The organism is Blastopirellula retiformator (assembly GCF_007859755.1).
Classification (GTDB): domain Bacteria; phylum Planctomycetota; class Planctomycetia; order Pirellulales; family Pirellulaceae; genus Blastopirellula; species Blastopirellula retiformator.
The window spans coordinates 543,265-560,075 of record NZ_SJPF01000002.1; the positions used below are offsets into that span (position 1 = coordinate 543,265).

At 58.5% G+C, this 16,811-nt stretch carries 14 protein-coding genes; 6 read left to right on the forward strand and 8 right to left on the reverse strand.

All coding sequences use genetic code 11. From position 1 onward, the window contains the following. Positions 1-4: 4 nt before the first annotated feature. The 5 genes from Enr8_RS09560 to Enr8_RS09580 all read right to left on the reverse strand — a co-directional run bounded on the left by Enr8_RS09560 (position 5) and on the right by Enr8_RS09580 (position 5,062). Positions 5-625, reverse strand: a complete 621-nt coding sequence (locus Enr8_RS09560; RefSeq protein WP_146430835.1) for a prepilin-type N-terminal cleavage/methylation domain-containing protein — start codon at positions 623-625, stop codon at positions 5-7. 6 nt (positions 626-631) lie between these two features. Further along, entirely contained in the window at positions 632-1,048 is a 417-nt protein-coding gene (gene gspG, locus Enr8_RS09565; protein WP_146430837.1) for a type II secretion system major pseudopilin GspG, read from the reverse strand. 40 nt (positions 1,049-1,088) lie between these two features. Continuing rightward, entirely contained in the window at positions 1,089-2,294 is a 1,206-nt protein-coding gene (locus tag Enr8_RS09570) for a type II secretion system F family protein (protein WP_146430839.1), read from the reverse strand. 61 nt (positions 2,295-2,355) lie between these two features. Beyond that, positions 2,356-4,062 carry a GspE/PulE family protein gene (locus tag Enr8_RS09575; protein WP_246120021.1) on the reverse strand — a complete coding sequence of 569 codons (1,707 nt, stop codon included), beginning with the start codon at positions 4,060-4,062 and terminating at the stop codon, positions 2,356-2,358. 226 nt (positions 4,063-4,288) lie between these two features. Then, the gene (locus Enr8_RS09580; RefSeq protein WP_146430843.1) at positions 4,289-5,062 is read right to left on the reverse strand and encodes a hypothetical protein; all 774 of its coding nucleotides are present in this window, start codon (positions 5,060-5,062) and stop codon (positions 4,289-4,291) included. Positions 5,063-5,276: 214 nt separating this feature from the next. Between Enr8_RS09580 and Enr8_RS09585 the strand changes: the two genes are divergently transcribed. From Enr8_RS09585 to Enr8_RS09600, 4 genes are all read left to right on the forward strand, one after another. Continuing rightward, entirely contained in the window at positions 5,277-6,587 is a 1,311-nt protein-coding gene (locus Enr8_RS09585; protein ID WP_146430845.1) for an EF-hand domain-containing protein, read from the forward strand. 600 nt (positions 6,588-7,187) lie between these two features. Beyond that, positions 7,188-8,468, forward strand: coding sequence for a hypothetical protein (locus tag Enr8_RS09590; protein WP_146430847.1), 1,281 nt, complete (start codon positions 7,188-7,190; stop codon positions 8,466-8,468). Positions 8,469-8,556: 88 nt separating this feature from the next. Further along, positions 8,557-9,417 carry a PhnD/SsuA/transferrin family substrate-binding protein gene (locus Enr8_RS09595; RefSeq protein ID WP_146430849.1) on the forward strand — a complete coding sequence of 287 codons (861 nt, stop codon included), beginning with the start codon at positions 8,557-8,559 and terminating at the stop codon, positions 9,415-9,417. Beyond that, the gene (locus Enr8_RS09600; protein WP_146430851.1) at positions 9,348-10,586 is read left to right on the forward strand and encodes an outer membrane protein assembly factor BamB family protein; all 1,239 of its coding nucleotides are present in this window, start codon (positions 9,348-9,350) and stop codon (positions 10,584-10,586) included. The genes Enr8_RS09595 and Enr8_RS09600 overlap by 70 nt, the downstream gene beginning before the upstream one ends. An 8-nt stretch (positions 10,587-10,594) precedes the next feature. Here Enr8_RS09600 and Enr8_RS09605 read toward each other — a convergent pair whose 3' ends face one another. Beyond that, positions 10,595-11,569 (reverse strand): leucine-rich repeat domain-containing protein, encoded by a 975-nt coding sequence (locus Enr8_RS09605; protein WP_186767542.1) that lies wholly within the window; start codon positions 11,567-11,569, stop codon positions 10,595-10,597. 367 nt (positions 11,570-11,936) lie between these two features. Further along, positions 11,937-13,442 carry a sensor histidine kinase gene (locus Enr8_RS09610; RefSeq protein ID WP_146430855.1) on the reverse strand — a complete coding sequence of 502 codons (1,506 nt, stop codon included), beginning with the start codon at positions 13,440-13,442 and terminating at the stop codon, positions 11,937-11,939. Between the two features lie 181 nt (positions 13,443-13,623). On the opposite strand from Enr8_RS09610, the gene Enr8_RS09615 reads away from it, so the two are divergent. Continuing rightward, on the forward strand, positions 13,624-15,036 hold the full coding sequence (locus Enr8_RS09615) for an OprO/OprP family phosphate-selective porin (protein ID WP_146430857.1): 1,413 nt from the start codon (positions 13,624-13,626) through the stop codon (positions 15,034-15,036). Positions 15,037-15,048: 12 nt separating this feature from the next. On the opposite strand, the gene Enr8_RS09620 is transcribed toward Enr8_RS09615, so the two are convergent. Beyond that, entirely contained in the window at positions 15,049-15,720 is a 672-nt protein-coding gene (locus tag Enr8_RS09620; RefSeq protein WP_146430859.1) for a response regulator transcription factor, read from the reverse strand. A 486-nt stretch (positions 15,721-16,206) separates the two neighbouring features. On the opposite strand from Enr8_RS09620, the gene Enr8_RS09625 reads away from it, so the two are divergent. Further along, entirely contained in the window at positions 16,207-16,605 is a 399-nt protein-coding gene (locus Enr8_RS09625; RefSeq protein WP_146430861.1) for a hypothetical protein, read from the forward strand. The last annotated feature ends 206 nt before the right edge of the window (positions 16,606-16,811 follow it).

A 16,811-nucleotide genomic window follows, 5' to 3' on the forward strand; every position in this document is an offset into this window, starting at 1 on the left:
CCACTCATAACGACAGATCCTCCGCTGATTGGACCTCGCCGATTTTAGCGATGCCGGTCAAGCCGCGGAGTTTGACCATCGTCATGGCGCCATCTTCCGCCTTCATGACGACCATCGCATCGGAGGTCGTGCCGTCAGGATAGAACAGAACCGGCCGCGAGAGTCCTCCTTGGGCGTCAGCGATTTGTCCGTCGGTCGTGTCGTAAGAGCGCATGTCGATGTCGACCTGCTCTCCCATGAAGACGATCCCCTCGGCCAAAATCTCTTGGCGGGTCGTCGCTTGGACCGATTGCTCGATCAAGCCGTTGCCGACGACGCGGTCCCCTTCTCCGACGAGGTTGTTCTCTTGCGTATCGCTAGACCGCACAAACGGCTCGACCTGGTAGCTGCCGGTATTGGTCTGAAACCGGAACATGCGAACGCGGCCCGACTCCATCGCTTCGACGCGGGCCTTGGCGAACTCGGCGCAGATGGTATCCGCGGCATTTTTCAACCGCGAACCACGGAGCGGCGCCATGATGCTCGGCGCCGCCAATGACAACAAAATCACCAGCAACGTCAGCACGACGAGCAATTCCAACAGCGAGAAGCCGTCGGCATTTCGAGTTGTCGCGCGCGGTTGCATAGCGAATTACGATTCCTTGGTCGGGACGTCGTCGTCGGTCCCTTCCACGCCATCCGGACCAGCCGAGAAGACCCGCGGCATGCCGTTGACGACTTCATACTTGAACTGGTTGCCCCAGGCGTCTTCGGGCAGCGTTTTTTCCAGGTAAGGGCCTTTCCACTTGGTCGAACCGGCCGGAGCGCTCACCAGATCTTGCAGGCTTTGCGGCGGTTGGCCGACGTTCAGCATGTATTGCTTGCAGGCCTGGTTCAGCATTTCGACCTGAACCTTCACGCTGTCCCCCTTCGCCTGATCGTAGGCGCGGAAGATCGCGACGCCGGCGAACGAAGCGAGGATCACGAGGATCACCAGAACGAGCAACACTTCGAGCAACGTAAAGCCGCGGCGACGACGATTGCGCTGGGGGCAATTGCGCTTTGACATGTCCAAAAATACTCCTAACCGTTGAAACGAAAATTGAATCTTACAAGCTGCTGCTCATGCGGAAGATCGGCAGCAAGAGAGCGATGACGACGACAAGCACGACGCCTGCCATCACCAACAGCATCATGGGTTCTAACATTCGCACGGTCAGATCGAGTCGCCGTGAGGTCCGCTTTTCGAGACCATCGGCAATTTCGACCAGTACCGTATCAAGCGAGTTCGACTCTTCGGCGACGCTGATCATTTCGACCACGTTGCGGGGAAAGTAGCCGGACGTCGAGAGCGGCGTCGCCAGCGATTCGCCGGCGCTGATGTTTTCGGAAGCGTCTTCGATCGCCTTAGCCAGGATCACGTTGCCGGCGGCGTCGCGACTGATTTCGAGCGAACGCAAGATCGGCACGCCGTTTTTCAGCATTGTCCCCAGCACGCGACAAAACCGGGCGACCGCCAAGGAAAGGAAAATCGGCCCCATCAGCGGCATCTTCATCTTGAACCAGTCCCAGCGTCGTCGGCCCGCTTCGGTCTGCAGTTGGTAGTTCAAGAAGAACCCGAGGCCGATCACGCCGATCAAGATCGGCAGGCCGAAGCTTTTGACCGATGTGCTGGTCCAGAGGAGCCAGTCGGTAATCGCCGGCAATTGACCTCGCTCGCGCAGGCGACCGAATAGTTCGTCAAACTGCGGTACAAAGACCAACAACAAAAAGCCAAGCACACAGGAGCCGACCACGCCTAGAAAGACCGGGTAGGCCAAGGCGCTCATCGTCCGCCCCTTCAGGTCTTCCTGGTCTTCGGTAAACCGAGCGACGCGATCGAGCGCGTCTTCCAAAAAACCGCCTTCGGCGCCGGCGCGGACCATGTTGATCGCCATCTCGCTGAACGCCTTGGGGTGCCGTCGCATCGCTTCGTCGAGCGCGGCGCCCTCTTCGACCTTGCTGACGATGTCGTCCAGCACTTCCTGCATCGCGACGTTCGACGCTTGTTCGCGCAGCACCTTCAGCGATCGCATCAGCGGCACGCCGCTGCGGATCAGCGAAGAAAGCTGGGCGTAAAAGATCGCCGCCTGTTGAGCGCTGACTCGTTTGCCGCCAATGCTAAATCCGCTCCCCTTCGACTCGGCCTTGACCTCGATCGGAAAGAGCGACTTGCCCGAGAGCATCGAGATCACGTCACGTTCGGTCGCCGCCGACAGCACGCCGTTGACCTTGCGGCCGGTAGAATCTCGCGCGATGTAACTGAAGTCGGGCATGGGTGACTATGGAAGCGTGAAAAAGGTTGGAAAGCGTTCGGTAGGTTGGACGCGGGTCGCGTTAGACGTCCCCTTTGGTGACGCGCAAAATTTCATCGATCGATGAGTCGCCGGAAATCGCCTTGCGCCAGCCGTACTGACGCAGGGTTAGCATGCCGTTGCGCTGCGCGGCGAGTTTGATCTTGTGTGTGCTCAGTCCTTCGTGGGCGAGTTCGCGAATCTCTTCGGTCGTTTTCAACAGCTCGTAAATACCCATTCGCCCCCGATAGCCGACGCCGCGGCACTGCCGACAGCCATTCGGTTGGGCCAACTTGCCGCCCGACTCCATGAACTCGTCCCACGGGAAGTCGCTCGGCAGGTCGGAACGCTTCGGTTCGTAGATCGTCTTGCAATGCGGGCAGAGCTTCCGAACCAGACGCTGGGCCATCACCCCTTCAACCGTACTGGCGATCAAAAACGGCTCGACGCCCATGTCGATCATACGGGCGAACGCGCCAGCGGCGTCGTTGGTATGCAGCGTACTGAACACCAAGTGACCAGTTAGCGAAGCTTGCACCGCGTTCTCGGCCGTTTCTTTATCACGAATTTCACCGACCAGCACCACGTCGGGGTCATGACGCAAGATGCTCCGCAGCGAAGCCGCAAAGGTGAGCCCGATCTTCGGATGGACCTGAATCTGATTGATGCCGTCCAGCTGATATTCAACCGGGTCTTCGGTCGTGATAATCTTGGTCGCTTCGTCCCGGATCTCAAGCAGCGAACTATACAGCGTGGTCGTCTTACCAGAACCAGTCGGGCCGGTCACCAGGACGATGCCGTGCGGCATCGAGATGATGCTCTTGAAATCGTGATAGACGTCTTCGTCCATGCCGAGCGTGCGCAAGTCGAACGTAAGCGAGCCCTTGTCGAGCACACGCATCACGATGCTTTCGCCGTGAATCATCGGGATCATTGAAACGCGGATGTCGATTTCGCGGCCGCGAACCTTCAACTTAATGCGACCATCTTGCGGCAGGCGTTTTTCGGCGATGTTCAATCGCGCCATAATCTTCAAACGGCTGATGATCGCCGCCTGAAAGTAGTTGATCTCCGGCGGGACCGGCTGCGAGTGCAACATGCCGTCAATACGATAACGGACGACCAGGCCGTTCCCTTGCGACTCGATGTGAATATCGCTCGCCCGCGATTCGATCGCTTCGAGCATGATTTCATTCACCAGGCGAACCACCGAGGCCTCTTGGGCCATTTCGGACAGTTCCGAGCCGTCCGACTCGATATCGTCGAGCAGTTCGACTTCGTCGTCGGTCTCCTCTTCTTTGAGCGCCAGCAGGCCTTCGACCGTTTCGCCGCCGACGCCCAGGTTGGCTTTGATCAACTTGGCGATTTCGCTGCGAGCGGCCAACACCGGCACGACCGACAACCCGGTCACCGCGGCGACTTCGTCGAGCGGATACAGGTCGAACGGATCGCTCGTGGCGACCACCACGCTGCCGTTGTTGCGCTGCAGCGGAAAGAGCGATTGGCGATAGATCAACCGCTGCGGCAACGTCTTCAGCAGCGAGAGATCGATGTCGGCGGTCGTTAGATCAACGAAGTCGAGCCCCACTTCGACGCCCAGCGCCTTCAGGGCTTCCTCTTCATCCACGAACCCCAACTCCACGGCGCGGTCGATGGCGTCGCCTGGTAGTTTTTGTTCGCGACGGACGATCTCTAGCTGTTCGGCAGAGATCAATCCGTGACGCACCAAGATTTCGCCGGCTTCGACCATGATTGAGGCAGATTAGGGGCTGGAGGAAAAAGGAGACGAGAAGGATTTCATTGTACTTCTTCGTCTCGGAAAAGGGTTCAATTGTTCGAAGGTTTGTAAGGCTACTAAGGTCCAACGCCAGAAATCAGGCGAAAGTTTCGCAAATCGAACAAGCCGCAACAAAAAACCCCTGGGCTCGAGCGAGCGAACCAGGGGTTTTTCGACTGGTTATGCTTCACTCGCCCCACTAAATGCGGTCGTCGTCGCCGTCGCCACCGCGCCGGTTATTCTGACCAGGACGATTATTCTGGCCGCGACCGCCGAAACCGCGGAATTGCATTTCGTACGGCTCGCCCAGCAATTCCTTCCACTTCGCTTGCTGTTCCGGGGTCAACACGCTCAGCAACTCCTCTTCCGCTTCTTTCGTCGCGGCGGCAATCTTTTCACGCAGTTCCGCGGTCACTTCTTCCCGCTTCTTACGCAGCTCTTCGATTTGCTCTTCGGTCAGGCCGAGCGCTTCGGCGACTTGCTCGCTCTGCAACGCGTTCGCCGCGCCGGTTCCGCCGCCGGGGCCACCGCCCCACTGGACTTGCTGTTGCAAGGCAATTTGCTTGAGGCGGGTCATCTGATGCGGCAGCAGAACCTCTTCCAGGTCGGCTTTCACTTCGGCCTGCACTTCCGCCATTTTGGACTGCATCGTTTCGCGGAATTCGGCTCGCTCTTCGTCGCTCATCTCCCGGAAATTGCCCATTCCCTGGAAGACTTCCCGCATTTTCTCGCGGACCGAGCCCATAATCTCTTGGATCTCTGCAAATTGGGCCTCGGGAATTTCCAGATCTTCACGGACCTGCGGGTTCATCAACAATCCGAATTCGGCGCCTCCGCCTGGCCCACCGAAACCGCCTGGACCGCCAAAACCACCTGGTCCCCGACCTCCGGGACCTTGAGCGAGCGAGTACGAGCTAATCGTAACCAGAAGCGCCGCAACCATTAGCGACAAACGGGCGAACCGCAAATTCATGATCTGAAACTCCGCGAATAGGTAGAAGCAAACGCCCGGCAAGGCGTGAGTTGTGGACTTGCAACGGTTATCTAACCTGCGAGAGGGCCTGAGGTTCCGGCCGTTTCAGGTCGATTCTTCGAAAACCGAAACCCTCTGGGCCCGTGGTTGTTAATAATAGGGAACCACGAAATTCAACAATCCTGATATGGGCTGTGCCCGGGACTCGCTCTCGATGCGTAACCTTCTACTAATACTATCGTTAACTCTCACCCTGCCCGTCCTGGCGAACGCCCAGCCGCCAAGCGGTTGGGGGGGACGCGGGGGCGAGCGAGGTGGTGACCGTGGCGGCGACCGGGGAGATCGGGGTGGTCGGGGTGGTCGGGACCGCGGTAGTGACGACCGCGGACGAGACCGTGGCGGCGATGACCGTCGCCGTAGCTTCGATCCGACTGAAATGCTCAAGCGGATGGACCGCAACGGCAACGGCAAGCTGGAAGATGACGAAGTCTCGGACCGAGCCCGTGGATTTCTCGATCGGATGAAAGAGAGTTCCGGCTATACCGCCAAAGGACCGCTCGACATCGAGAAGTTGACCGCCGCCATGAAGAAACAACGCGAAGGTGGCGTCCCGGGAACCATTCCTGGTTTTGGCGAAGATTCCGATCTCGAGTTGGCCCAAGGCTTTGACGCTCCTCCGCCGCTTGGCGATTTGGCCCTGGAAAACAAGTTTGACGCCAAAACGATCGAAAGCGTCAACAGCATGCTAGAGCGGTACGACAAAGACAAAAACGGTTTCCTCGACGATTACGAATGGTCGGGCGCGCGTTGGCGAACGCCGCCGGAAGGATCCGACCTGAACAAAGATGGCAAGCTTGATCGACTGGAGTTGGCGAAACGAGTCTCCGGTTTCTCGAACAATCGTCGTGGAAACGACGATGACAACGAGCGGGGCGATGATCGCCGCGGATCGGACGGCGACGACAGCGTCGCTAAAAACGCCAAATCGCTGATGTATCAGCACGACAAAGACAAGAGCGGCTACCTCGAGAAAGAGGAATGGTTCAAAGATGACCTGGGCCGATATGACCGCAACAAAGATGGCAAGATCTCGACCTACGAACTGGAGAAGCGAATCGAGAGTTTCGCCAGCCGCTCATCGTTCTCGAGCCGCGGCGATGGCGAGAAGGTCGACACCTATCGTTTCCTCAGCCCGCTGGAACGTCTTCCCAAGGGTCTTCCCGACTGGTTCAACTCCAACGACTCGGACGAAGATGGCCAGATCCATATGAGCGAGTATTCCGCCGCCTGGTCAGATAGCAAGGCGGAAGAGTTCGCCCGGTATGATTTGAATGGCGACGGTTTTATTACGGCGAAAGAAGCGCTCGGCGCCGATGGCAAATCGATCGCGTCGACCGCCTCTTCTTCTAGTCGTTCCTCTTCGAGTTCGTCGTCTGGCGGGCCGCCGTCACGCGGAGGATTTGGCGGCCGGGGCGGTTTCGGCGGCGATCGTTCTCGCAGCTTCGGCGGCTTTGGTCGACGCTAACAGTCCGCTGATTTTCTCGACGGACTGCGTGATCGCACGGATGCGATCCCAAAATAGCGACGTAAGTCGTTATTTTGGGAGCCGCGAAGAGCTACGCTCTGAGCCTGGCGAGGTTGGAAAATGCCACGATGGCATTTTCCAACAGGCAGCTAGGCCGCGACCGGACAACTTGCGATTTGTACAGAACCGCTTCTTCAGAAGCGGTTTTTCTCTTGCTTGGCTCGGGCAGGATCCTGAAATTCGCGTTGGTTGCACCCTTCAGCATCGCAATTGGTCCTTCACGGCGCAATCCTTAGCAAACGCGATCGATTTCCTGGCAGCTTTCGGCCAGCATTGTCTTGCGCACTAAAAACGAAAGTCGTGCGCAATTCGTCTAGAATTCGTCTAGAAGATACGCGAACTACCTATAGCTGGCAGACCGCAAAAAGGACTGTCAGATAATTCCCGTTTCCAGAAACTATTTAGTTCAGAAAAAGAGGGACAATATCACCCCAAATCTCTTGGGAAATTGAACAACCAACCGGCATAATGGCACTATTAAGAAGCAAACGCTCTCACTTTTCAGCTAACTCTTTTTCGTCGACGTGTGGGGAACCTGTCATGCAAATACGCCAATTCGTTTATGTCCTTACGTTGATCTTTGCGACCAGTAGTTTCGCGCTGGCCGTCGAACAACCCGCGAACATTGACGAAAAGGCGACGCACGAGCAGGTCGGCTTGATCGAAATTCCGAAAGAGAGCCCGATCAACGCGTTTTGCTTGAACGCAGAAGGGCAGCTCCTGACCGCGATGGGAAGCGGCCCCGGAGAAATTCGGATCCTCGATGCTAGTGGCGAGCAAGTCGCCGCCTGGCAAATTTCGATCAAACCGGAAGCGATCAATACCGCGCCGGATGGCACGATCCTGGTCGCCGGCAATGGCCAGGTGATGCGATTCTCGCCCGAAGGCAAACTGCTGTCCAAAGCCAAATCGCCACATGCGAAAGCGGTCGAAGACAATCAAGAAGACCTTCGCCAGCAGGCCGAACAAGAACTGTCGCAAATATCTCGTCCCGCCGCGGCGATGATCGAAATGTACACCAAGATGATGGACCAACTGCAGGCGAAGCAAGAAAAGGGAGAGCTGAACGACCAGGAGAAAAAGGTTCTGAAGATCCTGCCCGATAACATCACTCGCCTAGAAGAGCAGAAGGCGCTAGAAGAGCAGCAGGCGGCTGAACTATCGCAGCCCGAAGAGTCGGGCGAATCGAAAGAAGCGAAGATCGCCGTACGGATGAAGGCCCTCTCGCAACGCAAGTTGCACGTCGCGTCGGTCAGCAGCGATGGCAAATTCGTCTACATCGCCGCGCCGGCCGTGAAAGGCTATACGTATGACGTCTGGCGGATGAGCCCGGAGTTCGCCGATGGCCAGATCGTCGTCACCGACCTCCGCGGTTGCTGCGGTCATATGGACGTTCAGGCCTGCGAAGCGGGATTGTTCGTCGCCGAGAACGCCCGACATCGCGTCGCTCGGTTTGACGCCGATGGCGTCGCCGGCATCACCTGGGGCAAGGCCGATCGCAGTGGCGAAGATGGCTTTACCAGCTGCTGCAATCCGATGAACGTTTGCTTCAACAAGAGCGGCGACGTCTACACCGCCGAGTCGAACACCGGCCGCATCAAACGCTTCGCCGCGGACGGCACGTTCAAAGAGTTTGTCGGCGACGTGAAGCTGGTGCCGGGTTGCAAGAACGTTTCGATCGCCGTTTCGCCCGACAGCGATAAGGTCTATATGCTGGACATCACCCGTAACCACATTGTGTTGATGCAGCGCAAGTCGGCTGAAACGGAAGCGACTGAAACCGCGGAAGCCAAAGTCGAAACGACCGAGTCCTCGCTGTAAGGCTCTCGTCAACTGGCGCCATTGCTCTTCTCGCGTGCTCGCGAGAAGAGCATTTCCTGAACCCCGCTTCACTTCTCGGACTGATCCTATGCGTAACCTTCTCCTCTTCGCCACCCTCGGCCTGTTGGTTGGCCTGACTTCGTCGCCGGCCCGCGCCGATCAGCCGCAGTCAGCCAAGCTGACGATGGTGGTGATGGATCCGCTCGCCGCTCCCCTTTCCTGCCCTTGCGTTGAAGGTTACGCCCAGCGGCAGTACGAAGCCCTGCAGGCGTTCCTTGAAAAGAAGTTAAGCCGCCCGGTCGAGCTTCATTTCGCGCCGACCCTGTCGGTGTTGAAGAAGGACGGCGTTGCCCTCGATTCGGTTGACCTGATCATCGGCAAGGATTCGGTCGTGCGGTACGAAGGGAAACAGGGAAAGATCGACGTTACGGCGCTGGCTCGGCTGACCGACAAAGAGGGCTCAACCACACAGTACGGCATGATCGTGGTCCCCAAAGACGACCCCGCTCAAACGGCTGGCGACCTGGCTGGCTATCACGTGATCTTCGGCGATGTCGACGCCGCCGAGAAGCATCAGGCCGCCATCGACCTGCTGACCGCCGCCGGCGTGAAACTGCCGGAGAAATTGGAAGTCTCGGCCGCGTGCAGCGATGGCGCCTGTAAGATATTGGAACTGGACGGTAAGTCGGCCGCGGTCATCTCCAGCTACGCGGCGCCGCTATTGGAAGGTTGCGGCACGATTAAGAAGGGCGAGCTGCGCATCGTCGCTAAAACGAAGGAAGTGCCGTTCGTCACCGCCTTCGCCACCGGGCATCTCACTGCGGCCGAACAGGGAGAACTCGGCCAAGCCTTGGCCGAAGTAGTCAAGAATCCCGAACTGTGCGGCCAGCTGGAGTCGCTGATCGGCTTCATGCCGATCGACGCGCAGGATGCTGTAAAAAAAAAGTAATCGCTAACTTCGCCCCTGCGTGGAATCAGTGGCGCGGCCCTGACCGCGACGGGCGGTATCCGCAGCTTCCCAAGTCGCTGGCCGCCGCTCCCCAGCAACTGTGGCGGATCGACGTGGCGAGCGGCGGACTGGGCGGGCTGGCCGCCAACGACAAGTACGTGTTGGTCAGCCATCGCGACTTTGATGATTTTCAAGACGTCTTCCAATGTCGGGACGCCGCCACCGGCAAATCGCTCTGGACGCTCGAATATCTGGCGATTGACTCGCTCGACTATGGGCAATCTTCAAGAGCGACGCCAACCATCGTCAGCGACGCGGCGATCTTGCTGGGCGCCATGGGCGACTTGCACTGCGTGAATCTCGCCGATGGCGCCATTCGCTGGAAGACCAACCTCCGCTCGCAGTTCTCGGTGACGGCCGAGTTACCGTGGGGCTACTGCGGATCTCCCTTGGTGGTTGGAGATAAGGTCATCGCTCAGGCCGGCGGGGCCGAAGCTTCGCTGGTCGCCTTCTATCTGTCCGATGGTAAGCTCGCCTGGAAGTCAGCCGGTTCGGCCCCTAGTTACGGCTCGCTGATCGTGGCCGAACTGGGCGGCAAGCGGCAGATTGTTGGGCACGACGTCGACTCGCTGGGTGGCTGGGACGTTGAAACCGGCAAACGCCTCTGGACCTACAAGCCGCCGCTGGCGGGCGACTTCAACGTGCCGACGCCGCTGGTGATCGACGACAAGCTGTTGATCGTCACCGAAAACAACGGCGCCCGGCTTTTCGCCTTTCAAGACGACGGCACGATCGACCCAACCCCGGTGATGGAAAACCAGAAGCTGACGCCCGACATGAGTTCGCCGGTCGTCGTCGGCGACAAGGTCTTTTGCGTCGACAAGTTTCTCTATTGTCTCGACTTAAAGAACGATCTCGACGAAATGTACCGCCAGCGCGATCCCGCCTTGGGCGACTATGGCGCGATCATCGCCGATCAGGATCGTCTGCTGGTGATCGGCAATGGCGACCTGCTGCTGGTCGACGCGAAGGCGGACAAGTTTACGCTGCTTTCGCGGCAGAAGTTCAGCGAGGAGAAGATGGAGATTTTCTCTCACCCGGCGCTGGTTGGCGATCGGCTTTTTTTGCGCGATGAGGCGACGATCTACTGCTGGTCGCTGGGCGAATAGATATCGCGTTACTCGTCGGTCTTGTTTGTCGGCACATCCCAACGCTCGAGCCGAATTCGGTTCGGTTCGACGTCAACGCATCGGACGAGCCCGGTAACTGGCGGTGAGGGCCAACAGTCGAACCGCCGCAGCGGCGTAGGGACCGCTTCGCCGGTGTCGAGTCGATACGCGGCGATCGGCTTATATCGCAACTGCAGCGTGCCAGGCGTTATCGCCAGCGTCTCCAATTTTGGCATCTGCTTGAATTCGCAGACGCATTCCTCGGTAATTTGCGTGCCATGGATTGTGACCATTCCCAATGCGGGCGCGTTGGTCAATTGCCGAAAGCCTCGATTGGTAATCGACGGCGCTTCGACGATCTGCAGAAATCGAATCGTCTTGATTTCACTTAGCGACTTCATGCCCTGATCCGTGGTTGGCCCTGAGACGATCGTGACGCGCGCCATCTGCACGGCGTGCGGCAGTTCCGCCAAGACCTCATCCGCAGCCGCCGCTCCGCGAAGCTCCAAATACAGGAGAGACTCACAGGACAACAGACGGCGCATCTGCTGCGGCGTTATCTCCGAACAATCGAGCGTCAATTGATACAAGTGCGGCAATTGGGCGACGCTATCGATTAACTGGTCGCCTTGCGGTCCGGCAGGCAATGACAACGTGTCGAGCTGCGTTAACTGCCCCAGCCCCCTGGCGATTGTGCTGGTATCTCTAACCCCGCTCAGATCAACCGAGCTGATCCGTGAAAAAATGTTATCGCCGAATACCGCCCGCATCAGCCATGGCCCCTTCGGCTCGGTGGAGATGCACGACGCGGCGTAAGCGTTATAGTCGAAGCGGGCCTGACCTCCCGCTTTTCCGACCGCCATCGCGAAGGCGGTCTCGCGCTGAGAGACGTTTATCAAGGCGCCGAGCCAGGCGAGCGGAATCGCCAGCGCGAACACCAAGACCAACATTCCTCGCAGACTAAATCGTAGCCAGCGGCGCATTGGCGACAAAGCAAGTTTGGTCGATCTATTCGTCATCGCAGCGGAGTCCGCAAGAAAGTGAAGCTACCTTTAGAGCGTAACGCACCTTTTGCGTAGCTGCGAGAAGAAGTCTCGGCAACTGTTCGCCACGTCCGCCGCTCGAATATTGAGACGAAGCAGGCGCCATTTCGGTTTTCTGGATCGTGCAGCGGTATTGCTGCCTGTTGAAAAATGCCATCGTGGCATTTTCCAACCTCGCCAGGCTCAGAGCATAGCTCTTCGCGGCGCGCAAAATAACGACTTACGTCGCTATTTTGGGATCGCATCCATGCGATCACGCAGTCCGTTGAGAAAATCAACGGACTGCTAAAGATTGAAGAAAACCGCTCTAGTGCCCTTTCGCCGCCTGCTTCGCCGATTCACCAACCGTTTCTTCTCCCACTTCCCCGTATTGATCCTCGGAGCGAAGATCGTGCAACGGCAACGTGATCCGAAAGGTGGCCCCTTCGCCGGGGGCGCTTTCGACTTTGATCTCGCCATTGTGGGAGTGAATCACAGCGGCGCAGATGCTGAGCCCCAGGCCGGTCCCTTGCGTCGGTTCTCCCGGCACGCGATGACCATCGCCGCGGAAGAACCGTTCGAACACCTTGTCGTGCTCCTCTGTCGGGATGCCATAGCCGTTGTCGGCGATCGCCAATTCGACCGTTGACTGATCGGCCGAGCGGCGGAGCGTGACGTCAATGCCGCCACCTTCCGGCGTGAACTTGACCGCGTTGTCGAGCAGATTGTTGACCACCTGCCGCAGATGCTCGACGTTGCCTTTCACCCAGCTTGGCTGCAGTTTGGCATGCAAGGCAAGCCCGTTTTCTTCGGCCACTCCGCGAAACATCTCCACCGAGCGCTGCACCGCCTGGTCGAGCGAAATCGGATGCAGATGAATGAAGTGGCGATCCGATTCGGTTTCGGAAAGAAGCAGCAGCTGGTTGACGAGATTCTCGAGATGATCGTTCTCTTCGATCAATTCGCCCAGCAGCTCTTGATAGTCCTCGACGCTGCGCGGTTCGTTCAGCGTCACTTCGATACTGCTGCGAATCGCGGCCAACGGGGTCCGCAGTTCGTGCGCCGCGTTGGCCAGCAAGTCTTGCTTACGCGAGACATGGACGGCGATTCGGTCGAGCAAACCATTGATCGTCGCGGCCAACTGATCCAGTTCGTCGCCGGTGCCGCGCCACGGCAGACGCTCTTCAAGATGACTGGGCCGCAATCGCGCCGAAGCGTGAATCATGTCCGATAACGGTTCGGTCGCCCGGCCGGCGAGCCAATAGCCGCACATCGGCGCCAGCAACAACACCAGGCCCGAAGCCCCCAGCACTTGTCGATCGACCCGCGCCAGATCGTCCCAGATCGACCGCAAGCTGGTTCCCAAGCGAACCGCAGCGATCCCTGCCGACGGTTTCTCTAGCCTGTGCTGGATGAACCGAATCGCGTCGACCTCGGTCGGCCGCGACTCGGCAAGCTTCTCGGGATAATCGATCGCTTCGTCGGGCGCCTTAGCGCTGGACCAGACGACCTTCCCCTCTTGATCCAGGAACGCCACAAACCAGCCGTGTTGGATATGCCCTTCGGCATGCTGCTCGAGCGTCTGATACATGTCGGGCAGGTCGACGGGACGCTCCTCGAGCATCAACACGATTTGCCGCATGTCTTCCGCTAGCAGCTGATCAACTTCGTGGTAGAGGGCGAAGCGGACTCCTTCTCGCAGTCCCGCTAGCGTAGCGCCGGCGGCCAGGACCACGACGATTGCGTTCCAGACCATCAACCGAAAGCGGAGCGTTTGCGACGCCGTTTTCAGCGATTTCCACCGTGCGCCGATCCAGTTTTCATCGGAATTCATACTTCACCTTCGGCGTGTTCGCCCTTGCCTACCCGCGATGCCAGCATGATAGCTGCAGTCTAAACGGGGTAACACAGAGACCTTAAGGTATTTTAATACTTGACTTTGGTAAATGCGCAAGCCGATGAAAGTGGAGCACCCCCCAACATCGTGAACGATCTATTGTTTTGGAGTAAACCTCATGACTTGCCGGATAGCGACTCTGTTTGTGCTGGTCGCAACCGCCATCGCGGCTCCCCGACTCTACGGTCAAGAAACCGATGTCGAGCGGCGTCTGTTGATGATGGAAAACGAGATTGAACTGTTGCGGAGCCAGCTTTCGGCGGTCAAGTCGGTCGGTCCGACCTACCAGGAAGCAGGCTACGGGATCCCGGCGCAAGAGGCGGGCATGGTGATCAACACCAACGCCGGTTTTCCCCCCTGCCCTCCGGCCGGTCCCGTTTATCCAACGGTCAAAGTGAGCGGCTTCTTTCACCTCGACACCGACTGGTTCGATCAAAACCAGGCGAACCTCGATACGGTCGGCGACATACAGAACAGCGACGGTTTTCGCCGAGCCCGTCTCGCCGCTAAGGGCAAAGTCGCCGACAACGTCAGCTACATCATGGAGTACGACTTTGCGATCAGTCAGGCGCGGTTTGTCGACGTCTGGCTGCAGTTTGAAGAGGTCGCCATGCTGGGGACCGTACGCATCGGTCGCTGGCGACAGCCGTTCGGCATGGACGAGCTGACCAGCGTTCGCGAGATCCCCTTTCTGGAACGCTCGCTCATCTTCTCGATGGCGCCCTTCCGCCAGACCGGTATCGGCTTTTTTAACAACAACGAAGCCGAGGACATGACCTGGGCGGCGTCGGTGATTCGCTACCCGAGCGATTCGTTCGGCAACGTCGGCGGCGATAACGGCGGATACGGCTTTGTCGGTCGTTACACGATTCTGCCGTTCTATCAAGACGACGGCGAACGGTTGCTTCACCTGGGCGCCGACTATTATTTTGTCGACCCGGCGATGAATGAGGCGGGCTTCGCGTCGCAGCCTGAAATTCAAATCGTCGACAGCGCCGGGAACATTCCAACGATCCTGTCGAGCGTGCCGCCGTTTATCAACACCGGCACCGTCCCGACCAACAACATCAGTTCGTACCGCCTGGAAGCGGCGGCCGCGTGGGGGCGACTGTACGTGCAGTCCGAAGCGCAGTGGCTGCAGTTGGATCAGATTGGCGGAACCAACGAAACGATCGAAGGCGCCTACATTCAGTTTCGCTATGTGCTGACTGGCGAGAAGCTGCCGTACGATCGGAAGACGGGCGTCTTTAAGACGATCACGCCGTTTCATGACGTCAAGCCGTGCTACGGCGGCATCGGGGCTTGGGAAGCGACCGCGCGCTGGTCGTACGCCGACTTCAACGGCGCGTGGCTCGGCAATCCGGCGACGCATCCAGGCCGTCAGTTGAACGACTTGACGCTCGGCATGAACTGGTACGTCAATAAGTTCACCAAGTTCCAGTTCAACTACATCCATGCGATGTTGAACGATCCGACGATTGGCGAAAGCAATGCAAACATCTTCGCGGCTCGTTGTCAGTTGCAATTCTAGGCGACGTCGGCATCACGACGTTCGCAGCACGTAGCCCCGGCCACGGACCGTGTGGATCAGGGGCTCGTCAAAACCGCGATCGACCTTTTGCCGCAGATGGTTGATGTGAACGTCGATGACGTTGGTCATCCCGTTCCAGTCTTGTCCCCAGAGATGCTCGTTGAGCATCTTTCGCGATACGATCTGACCGGCGTTGCGCATCAGCAATTCCAGAATGCTAAACTCCGAAGGCGACAGGTCGATCTCTTTGTCATCGCGCGTCACCTTTCGACTTCCCAGGTCGAGCGCCAGCGGGCCGGCCTCGTAGTTGAGCGCCGGTCTCGGCGTGGCGCGGCGCCACATGGCGTTCAGCCGGGCCAGTAGCTCGGGAAAGGCGAACGGTTTGACCATGTAGTCGTCGGCGCCATGATCCAGCCCTTGCACGCGATCATCGACCGAACCGAGAGCGGTCAAAATCAAGAGCGGAGTGCCGATTCCCTCGTCACGCAGCTTCTGGACGACCTCCAGCCCGCCGATCCCTGGCAGCATCAGGTCGAGCAATATGGCGTCAAACTGCTGGGTCCGTGCATACTCCAGCCCCTTCTCACCGCTGCGGGTCCAAGTACATTCGTGCCCGGCCTCGGTCAAACCCCGCGACAGCGACTTGCCCAACAGCTGTTCGTCTTCGACCACTAAAATGTGCATTACGGCAATCCAAGCGTCATTTTCAGTTTTCAAGCGGCAGACGAGCTGCCGCAGCAACCGCTAAATCTACGCACTATTCCGCCGCTGCGCGGGGAACATGAACGTTTTTTAATTCTAGACGTATTTGCACTTTTCGGCATCACCACGCAGAATTGCATAACGTTGGAAATGCACAACACCCGCCGCATGAGCAGGCCCCAAAATCGGGCGAAACTATCGCGACGGACGACCCGAAAAAAACATTCCCACAATGCCAGCCTCCGCACGTGTTCCCGGCATTCCGCACTGGAACAGGACAACAAACCGACTTGCGGACCCCACGATTCACAGTTGATACGCAGCGTTCCCCAGCACCTGAGCGGCGGCTGCGACTTCGGTCGCATCCAGCCGCCGCACAGGTCTGCTGACGCCGGGAGGGCGTCCGTTTCGCTCGCAGCCGTTTGATTTGCAACACCGCCGCAAGAGAGCTTCGCTTCCAGTAACGCCATGGCAACGCACCAAGTCGCAATCCCGGTCAATCGCCCTTCGCACCCCCAAGTGGGCGGCTGCGAAACGTTGACGTCGGATGTGGCGGTGATCGGCATGGCCCTGCTGCGAGGCGATCTGGCTCGCTCATTGGCGATACCGCTGGTCGCGGTGCTGCTGACCGCGCTGGTTAGCGCCTATTTCTCCCCCAGCGACCGCCAATCCCAAAGTCCGGTGCTGACCGCCGAGGGACAGTTCGACGCCGACTCGGAAGTCGCGTCTATCTTCCCAGAGGCGACCACGACGTTTCTCTCTCACCTCGCTAACGACGTCGCCTGCTCGGTGCTCTACGAGCGGCAGCAGCACGACGCAACGCTTGCGGCGACCGCCATTCTGCTTCGCGGTCCGCCGGCGGCATAGGCCCCGTCGCCTTCTCGCCCCAACATGCACATTGAACTTATTTCGTTTTGAAAGTGCGGCAGTTCTGATTTCTTCTAACCGATCGTCCGCGCGATCGACTTGAACTACACGAGAAATCAATCTGCCGTCAAAGCGAAACCTGGCGTCGACTTTTACGCAGAAAGTCCGCCTCAATCCATCGATCAACCCCACTCGAGTTTTATAGG

What these genes read in the sequence shown, in the direction of transcription:
- Enr8_RS09560 (WP_146430835.1), bottom strand. Translation starts at nt 625, where the DNA reads ATGCAACCGCGCGCGACAACTCGAAATGCCGACGGCTTCTCGCTGTTG.
- gspG (WP_146430837.1), bottom strand. Translation starts at nt 1,048, where the DNA reads ATGTCAAAGCGCAATTGCCCCCAGCGCAATCGTCGTCGCCGCGGCTTT.
- Enr8_RS09570 (WP_146430839.1), bottom strand. Translation starts at nt 2,294, where the DNA reads ATGCCCGACTTCAGTTACATCGCGCGAGATTCTACCGGCCGCAAGGTC.
- Enr8_RS09575 (WP_246120021.1), bottom strand. Translation starts at nt 4,062, where the DNA reads ATGGTCGAAGCCGGCGAAATCTTGGTGCGTCACGGATTGATCTCTGCC.
- Enr8_RS09580 (WP_146430843.1), bottom strand. Translation starts at nt 5,062, where the DNA reads ATGAATTTGCGGTTCGCCCGTTTGTCGCTAATGGTTGCGGCGCTTCTG.
- Enr8_RS09585 (WP_146430845.1), top strand. Translation starts at nt 5,277, where the DNA reads ATGCGTAACCTTCTACTAATACTATCGTTAACTCTCACCCTGCCCGTC.
- Enr8_RS09590 (WP_146430847.1), top strand. Translation starts at nt 7,188, where the DNA reads ATGCAAATACGCCAATTCGTTTATGTCCTTACGTTGATCTTTGCGACC.
- Enr8_RS09595 (WP_146430849.1), top strand. Translation starts at nt 8,557, where the DNA reads ATGCGTAACCTTCTCCTCTTCGCCACCCTCGGCCTGTTGGTTGGCCTG.
- Enr8_RS09605 (WP_186767542.1), bottom strand. Translation starts at nt 11,569, where the DNA reads ATGCGCCGCTGGCTACGATTTAGTCTGCGAGGAATGTTGGTCTTGGTG.
- Enr8_RS09610 (WP_146430855.1), bottom strand. Translation starts at nt 13,442, where the DNA reads ATGAATTCCGATGAAAACTGGATCGGCGCACGGTGGAAATCGCTGAAA.
- Enr8_RS09615 (WP_146430857.1), top strand. Translation starts at nt 13,624, where the DNA reads ATGACTTGCCGGATAGCGACTCTGTTTGTGCTGGTCGCAACCGCCATC.
- Enr8_RS09620 (WP_146430859.1), bottom strand. Translation starts at nt 15,720, where the DNA reads ATGCACATTTTAGTGGTCGAAGACGAACAGCTGTTGGGCAAGTCGCTG.
- Enr8_RS09625 (WP_146430861.1), top strand. Translation starts at nt 16,207, where the DNA reads ATGGCAACGCACCAAGTCGCAATCCCGGTCAATCGCCCTTCGCACCCC.